Raw genomic sequence first — 6458 nt, 5'->3', positions numbered from 1 at the left:
GTGGTGCCCGAACGCCCGAACCGGGGCTACGACATGCACGACGTGATCGAACGCGTCGCGGACCAGGGCTCGACCCTCGAACTCGGTGCCGAGTTCGGCCCCGAGATCGTCACCGCGTTCTGCCGTATCGACGGCCGACCCGTCGGGATCGTGGCGAACCAGCCCGCCCACCGCGCGGGCGCTATCTTCCCCGACTCGGCCAAGAAGGCCGCCGAGTTCGTCTGGAAGTGCGACGCCTACAATATTCCACTGCTCTACCTCTGTGACACGCCGGGATTCATGGCGGGGTCGGGAGTCGAGAAGGAGGGGATCCTCGAAGAGGGGAAGAAGATGATCTACGCCACTTCGTCGGCGACGGTCCCGAAACAATGTGTGGTCGTCAGGAAAGCCTACGGCGCGGGGATCTACGCCATGTCCGGGCCGGCCTACGACCCCGAATCGACCCTCGGGCTTCCTTCCGGGGAGATCGCCATCATGGGGCCCGAGGCGGCGATCAACGCGGTCTACCGCAACCGGCTCGACGACATCGAGGACGACGAGGAGCGCGCCGAACGCGAGGCCGAACTCCGCGAGGCCTACCGCGAGGACATCGACGTCCACCGGATGGCGAGCGAGACGGTGATCGACGAGGTCGTGCCGCCGAGCGAGCTCCGCGACGAGCTCGCCGCCCGGTTCGCGTTCTACGAGGACGTCGAGAAGTCGCTGCCGGACAAGAAACACGGCACCGTGCTGTAGCGGTCGAACGAATTCGTCGCGAAACTCCGCTATCGGAATCGGTCGAACACTGATGGGCAAACCGGACCGGATCGAGAGCTACCTCATCCCGATCGTTTACCCGGACGTGGAATACGTCGTTCCGCATTTCACCGCACCTCTTCACTCCCGCTCTCGTAACGTTCTGCTCCTGTGACCACCACCCGATTCGAGTTCACCGTCGATACCGTCATCGATAGCGTACTGGTCCATCCATCCGAGAGTAATACGAGCGAGGTACGTTTTCCGTCTCTCAGCTATCCTCGACGGGGTCGGTAACGACCAACCACTCCAGTCGCTCGCCGAGGCGTTTCAGTCCCGTGTCGTGCGTCCAGAGGTCGTCCACGCCCCGTCGCTCCATCGCCGCCACGAGCGACGCATCACGACCACCGATGCCGAGGTGGGGATGCTCGGTGAGGAGTTCGTGCGCGCGACGAACTGCGTTCAGATCGAGCGCTTCGACGGTGAGCGTCTCGAGCCCGATGAATCGCTCCACGAACGATTCGTCGCCCGTTCGTCGCTTGGTAAGGTAGTGAGTCACCTCCAGCGGGACGACGGCGTTCACGAAGACCGATCGCTCCGCGAGCGCCGACCGCATCGGGGCCCGAACGCGGTCGTGTTCGGGAGTCGTTGCATCGAGGTAGTATATCCAGACGTTCGAGTCGATGCAGATCATTCGACCTGTCCGAGCGGGTCGTCAAGTCCGAGCGGGTCCATCGGGTTCATCTCCTCGGCGTCGTCCCGGCGGGTTTCCTCGGTGATACACCCCTCCATCGTCTCGATGAACTCCTCGCGCGACACCCGCGGTCGGACGACCATTCGCCCGTCCTCGACGCCGATCCGAACGTTCGCTCCCGGTTCGAGTCCGAGCCTCTCGCGTACCGCTTTCGGGATCGTGACCCGGCCCTTCTCGTCGATCGTTCGTTCGTCGTCACGCGATGCCATCTCGAATCCCACTTCGGTGGGAACGGACTAATCGCTTTCGTCGGTCGGTCGTCCCGGGAGAGAAGCGTTTAGGTTTCCAGACCGTCTCTCTCACCTGTGCGCATCGAGAACAGCTTCCTCCCGGTTCGCGGTATCGGCGAGAAGACCGAACGCCGGCTCTGGCGTGAGGGGATCACCCACTGGGACGCGTTCGACGAATCCGCGGTCGGCGACGCCCAGGGGCGCAACATCCGCGAGTTCATCGAACAGGGTCGCGACCGTCTCGCGGCCGGCGACGCGGATTTCTTCTACGAGGCCTTCCCCTCGGGGAGCCGGTGGCGGCTCTACGAGAACTTCCGCCCGCGGACCTGCTTCTTCGACATCGAGACCACGGGCCTCGACGCCCGCTCTAGCGACGTGACCACGGTGAGCTTCCACCGCGCCGGCGAGACCACCACCCTCGTCCAAGGCGAGGACCTCACGCGTGCGGCGCTCGCGACCGAACTCCGCACCGCCGACCTGCTGGTCTCGTTCAACGGCAAGCGGTTCGACGTGCCGTTCCTCGAACAGTCGTTCGACCTCGACATCGACCGTCCCCACCTCGACCTGCTGTACGCCTGTCGCCAGCTCGACCTCACGGGTGGACTGAAGGCCATCGAACGCGAGGTCGGCATCGACCGCGACCGACCCGACATCTCCGGTCGCGACGCGGTCCGGCTCTGGCACGCCCACGAGCGCGGGGACGAGGACGCGCTCGACACCCTCGTCTCGTATAACCGCGCCGACACGAAGAACCTCGAGAACCTCCTCGACATCGTCACCGACCGCCTCCACGACGACGTGTTCGTCGCGGCCTGTGACGGCCAATAAGGCGGTCCGATATCGAATCCCACCATCTACCCGACAGCGGCGGCGCTCAACAGTGTAATCGCGGTCGGATAGCGGAAGAAGGGAAGGAGAGACGAACCGCGAGCGGAGACGGAGTACCGAACTCAGCGCCGGCGCACGGCGACCAGCGCGGCCGCGAGAAGCGCGACGACCGCGACCACGACGCCGAAGCCGGGTCCGCCGGCCTCGGTGCCCTGTTCGCTACCGCCGCTCGTGTCCGCACCGCCGCTCGTTCCTGCATCACCGCTCGTCGCCGCCCCGCCGCTGGTGCCGCCCATCGCGGTCGTTTCGGCGGTTCCCGCACCGGTCTCGCCAGCGGTCGTGCCGGCACTCGTCGTTCCCGCGCCGGTGGTCCCGTTCGCGCTTTCGTTCCCCGAAACCGCGAGGGTGGTGTTCTGGAAGCTGCCGTTGTTGACGGCGACACCGACGGTGTAATCACCCGACTCGGGCGGGTTGGTGACGCCGGTGTAGTTCAGCGTGATCCGGTCGCCTTCCTCGACGTCGAGGGTCCCGTCGAACCCGACCGTGAGGTTTCGGTCCTCAACACCGATGCTCGCCGTCGTGGTGTTGTTCACGACCTGGTCGCCGTCGAGGGTGGCCGACGCGATGTTACCGCCGACCAGCCCGATCGAGGCGTTGCTGTCGCCGTAGTTCACCGTCACCGCCGAGAGGTTGCCCTCGGAGTCCGGCCCGGCGACCACGGAGACGTTGTGGAACGCGCTCTCGTTGCCCGCGGCCGACGGACTCGCCACTATCGAGGCGTTGCCGGACGTGTCCGTCGCGTTGGTGGCCGATGCGTTGCTCGCGTTGCTTGCGTTGGTCTCATCCGTCGTCGCGTTCGCGCTTCCGTTCCCCGAAACCGCGAGGGTGGTGTTCTGGAGGCTCTCGTTGTTGACGCCGACCCCGACGGTGTACTCGCCCGCTTCGGTCGGGTTGGTGACACCGGTGTAGTTCAGCGTGACCCGGTCACCCTCCTCGACGTCGAGCGTGCCATCGAAGCCAACCGTGAGGTTCCGGCCGTCGACGCCGATCGACGAGGTCGTGGTGTTGTTCACGACCTGGTCGCCGTCGAGGGTGGCCGACGCGATGTTACCGCCGACCAATCCGATCGAGGCGTTACTGTCGCCGTAGTTCACCGTCACCGACGAGAGGTTGCCCTCCGCCTCGGGACCGGCCACGACCGAGACGTTGTGATACGCGCTCTCGTTGCCGGGCGTGGCGGGGTTCGCCACTATCGAGGCGTTGCCGGACGCGTCGGTCGCGTTGGCGGTCGTCTCGTTGCTCGCGGTTTCGTTGCTCACCGACTCGTTCGCCGCCGAGGCGTTCGTCTCGTTCGTCGCGCTCTCGTCGCCGGTGACTTCGATCGGGACCGTAGCCTCGCCGTCGCCGTCGGCCACGCTCACCGTGAACTCGTACTCGCCGGCGGGCACGCCGCTGAAGTCCATCCCGACGATGTCGGTGCGGTCGAGGTCGGTCGCGTCGCTGCTCTCGTCGTCGAAGACGATCTCGTCGACCTCGTCGTCGCTGAGCCCCGACGCGGAGATGTCGAGGTCGTAGGCCCCGTCGAACAGGCCATAGACGACGTTGAGGTTGAGGACGCCGTCGGCGACCGAGTCGACGGTGTTCCCACAGCAGTCACGAAATCGTACGTTCAGCGGGTCGTCCTCCGACGGGCTGTAGAAGCTGTCGTCGGTCGCGTTTGCCGTGGCGTTCTCGCCGGACTCCTGTGCGCCGACGGGGCCGGTGAGGGCGACCGCACCGACCGCGGCCGACAGCACCACCAGCACCGCGAGACTCACGCTCCGATATGCCTTGGTTCGTGTCATTGTGTATAGCTACCGTGAGACGGCAACGGCGGTACGGCAGCGCGGACTGCGGCGGCCGAAATCGCACTCGTCGCCGTGTTCGGTGTCGATGTGAACGAGACACCTGCGGTGTATATTCTTTTTGGTGTCAACCCGTGTGAAACTCACTCGGCCGGTCGTTTCAGCGAGAGTACCGTTCGGTCGAACTCGCAGACGGTCTCCTCGTCCTGGTTCAGTGCCTCGACGTGCATCGTCACGACCCCGCGTTCGCCGTCGCTGGTCTCCCGTTTCTCGACCACCGTCGAGCGCGCGTGGATGGTGTCGCCGTGGAAGACGGGTCGAGGGTGTTCCACCTCGTCGTACGAGAGGTTGGCGACGATGGTGCCATCACTGGTTTCGGGGATCGTGAGCCCAACCGCGAGGCTCAGGGTGTAGAGCCCGTTGACGAGGCGCTCGCCGAACTCGGTGTCGGCGGCGAACTCGCCGTCGAGGTGGAGCGGTTGCTGGTTCATCGTCATGTCACAGAAGCGCTGGTTGTCGCTCTCGGAGACCGTTCGACGTTTGTCGTGCTCGATGGTCTCGCCCTCGACGAACCCCTCGTAGTAGCGCCCGGTCATAGCGAGACCCGGCGCGCCGAGGACGAAAGCACGTCGGTCGTGCGAAGCGGTAGTATGATACACAACCACACTGTAAAAATATATATGGCCTTGCAGTCCTGATACGGACTACGGACGCCGGCCGGTCGTCGACCCCGACCAACGGTCCCGACCGGCGGGCATCGCACCCGACCCAGCATGACCACGACAGCCCCTCCCGAAACCGACGAACCGTCCGAGACCGCAGCCGACACCGCCCGCCGCCAGCTCGACCGTGCCGCGGCGTACATCGACGTCGATCCCGGTACCGTCGAACGACTCAAACACCCGAAATCCGTCCATCGAGTCTCGGTCCCCATCGAACGCGAGAACGGCGAGACCGAGGTCTACAAAGGGTATCGCGCCCAGCACGACAGCGCACGTGGACCGTTCAAGGGCGGGCTCCGCTACCACCCCGGCGTGACCGCCGAGGAGTGCATCGGCCTCTCGATGTGGATGACCTGGAAGTGTGCGGTGATGAACATCCCCTTCGGCGGCGGGAAGGGCGGCATCGTGGTCGACCCCAAGGACCTCTCGGAGGGTGAGATCGAACAGCTCACCCGCCGGTTCGCCGAGGAGCTGCGCAACGTCATCGGCCCGATGCGGGACATCCCCGCCCCCGACATGGGCACCGGGAGCCGCGAGATGGCGTGGTTCATGGACGCCTACTCGATGCAGGAGGGTGAGACCATCCCCGGCGTCGTCACGGGCAAACCCCCGGTCGTCGGCGGGAGCTACGGTCGCGAGGAGGCCCCCGGTCGGAGCGCGGCGATCATCACCCGCGAGGTGCTCGACTACTACGACCGCGACATCGACGAGACCACGGTCGCGATACAGGGCTTCGGGAGCGTCGGCGCGAACGCCGCTCGGCTACTGGACTCGTACGGCGCGAACGTCGTCGCGGTTTCGGACGTCGACGGCGGGATCTACGACCCCGCAGGCCTCGACACTGAGGCCGTGATCTCACACGAGGAACAGCCCGGCATGGTCTCGGGTGACGGCGCGTCGGATACGCTCTCGAACGCCGAACTCCTCGAACTCGACGTCGACGTGGTGATCCCCGCGGCGATCGGCAACGTCCTCACCGCCGACAACGCCGACGACGTGCGCGCCGACATCGTTGTCGAGGGCGCGAACGGGCCGACGACGACCCACGGCGACGAGATCCTCAACCGACGTGGGATCCCCGTGATCCCCGACATCCTCGCCAACGCGGGCGGGGTCACGGTGTCGTACTTCGAGTGGCTCCAGGACATCAACCGGCGCGCGTGGCCGGTCGAGGAGGTCAACGAGGAGCTCGACGACGAGATGGTGTCGGCGTGGAACGACGTCCGCGAGGCGTTCGAGACCCACGACGGGGCGACGTGGCGCGAGGCCGCCTACATCGTCGGGCTCCGACGCGTCGGTGCGGCCCACGGCGCGCGCGGCCTCTGGCCCTGAAGCCCGTAGATTA

8 protein-coding genes are annotated in these 6458 nt (G+C 66.0%); 4 read left to right on the top strand and 4 right to left on the bottom strand.

Translation table 11 applies throughout. From position 1 onward, the window contains the following. Both D3261_RS05925 and D3261_RS20840 read left to right on the top strand, forming a co-directional pair. Positions 1-735: carboxyl transferase domain-containing protein (locus D3261_RS05925; RefSeq protein ID WP_304999775.1), on the top strand; the 735-nt coding region annotated here is incomplete at its 5' end. A 52-nt stretch (positions 736-787) separates the two neighbouring features. Next, positions 788-910 (top strand): hypothetical protein, encoded by a 123-nt coding sequence (locus tag D3261_RS20840; protein ID WP_255409201.1) that lies wholly within the window; start codon positions 788-790, stop codon positions 908-910. Positions 911-1006: 96 nt separating this feature from the next. Here the strand turns inward: D3261_RS20840 and D3261_RS05920 are convergent, their stop codons facing one another. After that, on the bottom strand, positions 1007-1429 hold the full coding sequence (locus D3261_RS05920; RefSeq protein WP_120070191.1) for a type II toxin-antitoxin system VapC family toxin: 423 nt from the start codon (positions 1427-1429) through the stop codon (positions 1007-1009). Beyond that, complete coding sequence (locus D3261_RS05915) at positions 1426-1698, bottom strand: AbrB/MazE/SpoVT family DNA-binding domain-containing protein (RefSeq protein WP_120070188.1); 273 nt, start codon at positions 1696-1698, stop codon at positions 1426-1428. Before D3261_RS05915 ends, D3261_RS05920 begins: the two co-directional genes overlap by 4 nt. A gap of 96 nt (positions 1699-1794) precedes the next feature. Here D3261_RS05915 and D3261_RS05910 point away from each other — a divergent pair, with 96 nt between their 5' ends. Beyond that, on the top strand, positions 1795-2547 hold the full coding sequence (locus D3261_RS05910; protein ID WP_120070185.1) for a ribonuclease H-like domain-containing protein: 753 nt from the start codon (positions 1795-1797) through the stop codon (positions 2545-2547). A 122-nt stretch (positions 2548-2669) separates the two neighbouring features. On the opposite strand, the gene D3261_RS05905 is transcribed toward D3261_RS05910, so the two are convergent. Together D3261_RS05905 and D3261_RS05900 are read right to left on the bottom strand one after the other, a co-directional pair. Next, positions 2670-4391 (bottom strand): PGF-CTERM sorting domain-containing protein, encoded by a 1722-nt coding sequence (locus D3261_RS05905; protein ID WP_120070184.1) that lies wholly within the window; start codon positions 4389-4391, stop codon positions 2670-2672. Between the two features lie 143 nt (positions 4392-4534). Beyond that, the gene (locus tag D3261_RS05900) at positions 4535-4987 is read right to left on the bottom strand and encodes a MaoC family dehydratase (protein ID WP_120070181.1); all 453 of its coding nucleotides are present in this window, start codon (positions 4985-4987) and stop codon (positions 4535-4537) included. A gap of 177 nt (positions 4988-5164) precedes the next feature. Between D3261_RS05900 and gdhB the strand changes: the two genes are divergently transcribed. Further along, a complete protein-coding gene (gene gdhB / locus D3261_RS05895; protein ID WP_120070179.1) occupies positions 5165-6445 on the top strand; it encodes a glutamate dehydrogenase GdhB in 1281 nt (426 codons plus the stop codon). The last annotated feature ends 13 nt before the right edge of the window (positions 6446-6458 follow it).

This window comes from Halococcus sp. IIIV-5B (genome assembly GCF_003602035.1).
Lineage (GTDB): Archaea > Halobacteriota > Halobacteria > Halobacteriales > Halococcaceae > Halococcus > Halococcus salsus.
This window is presented reverse-complemented; position numbering and strand designations above follow the sequence as displayed.

Bases quoted from the DNA above. Each gene is read 5' to 3' on its own strand.
- gdhB (WP_120070179.1), top strand. From the start codon at position 5,165: ATGACCACGACAGCCCCTCCCGAAACCGACGAACCGTCCGAGACCGCA.
- D3261_RS20840 (WP_255409201.1), top strand. From the start codon at position 788: ATGGGCAAACCGGACCGGATCGAGAGCTACCTCATCCCGATCGTTTAC.
- D3261_RS05920 (WP_120070191.1), bottom strand. From the start codon at position 1,429: ATGATCTGCATCGACTCGAACGTCTGGATATACTACCTCGATGCAACG.
- D3261_RS05915 (WP_120070188.1), bottom strand. From the start codon at position 1,698: ATGGCATCGCGTGACGACGAACGAACGATCGACGAGAAGGGCCGGGTC.
- D3261_RS05900 (WP_120070181.1), bottom strand. From the start codon at position 4,987: ATGACCGGGCGCTACTACGAGGGGTTCGTCGAGGGCGAGACCATCGAG.
- D3261_RS05905 (WP_120070184.1), bottom strand. From the start codon at position 4,391: ATGACACGAACCAAGGCATATCGGAGCGTGAGTCTCGCGGTGCTGGTG.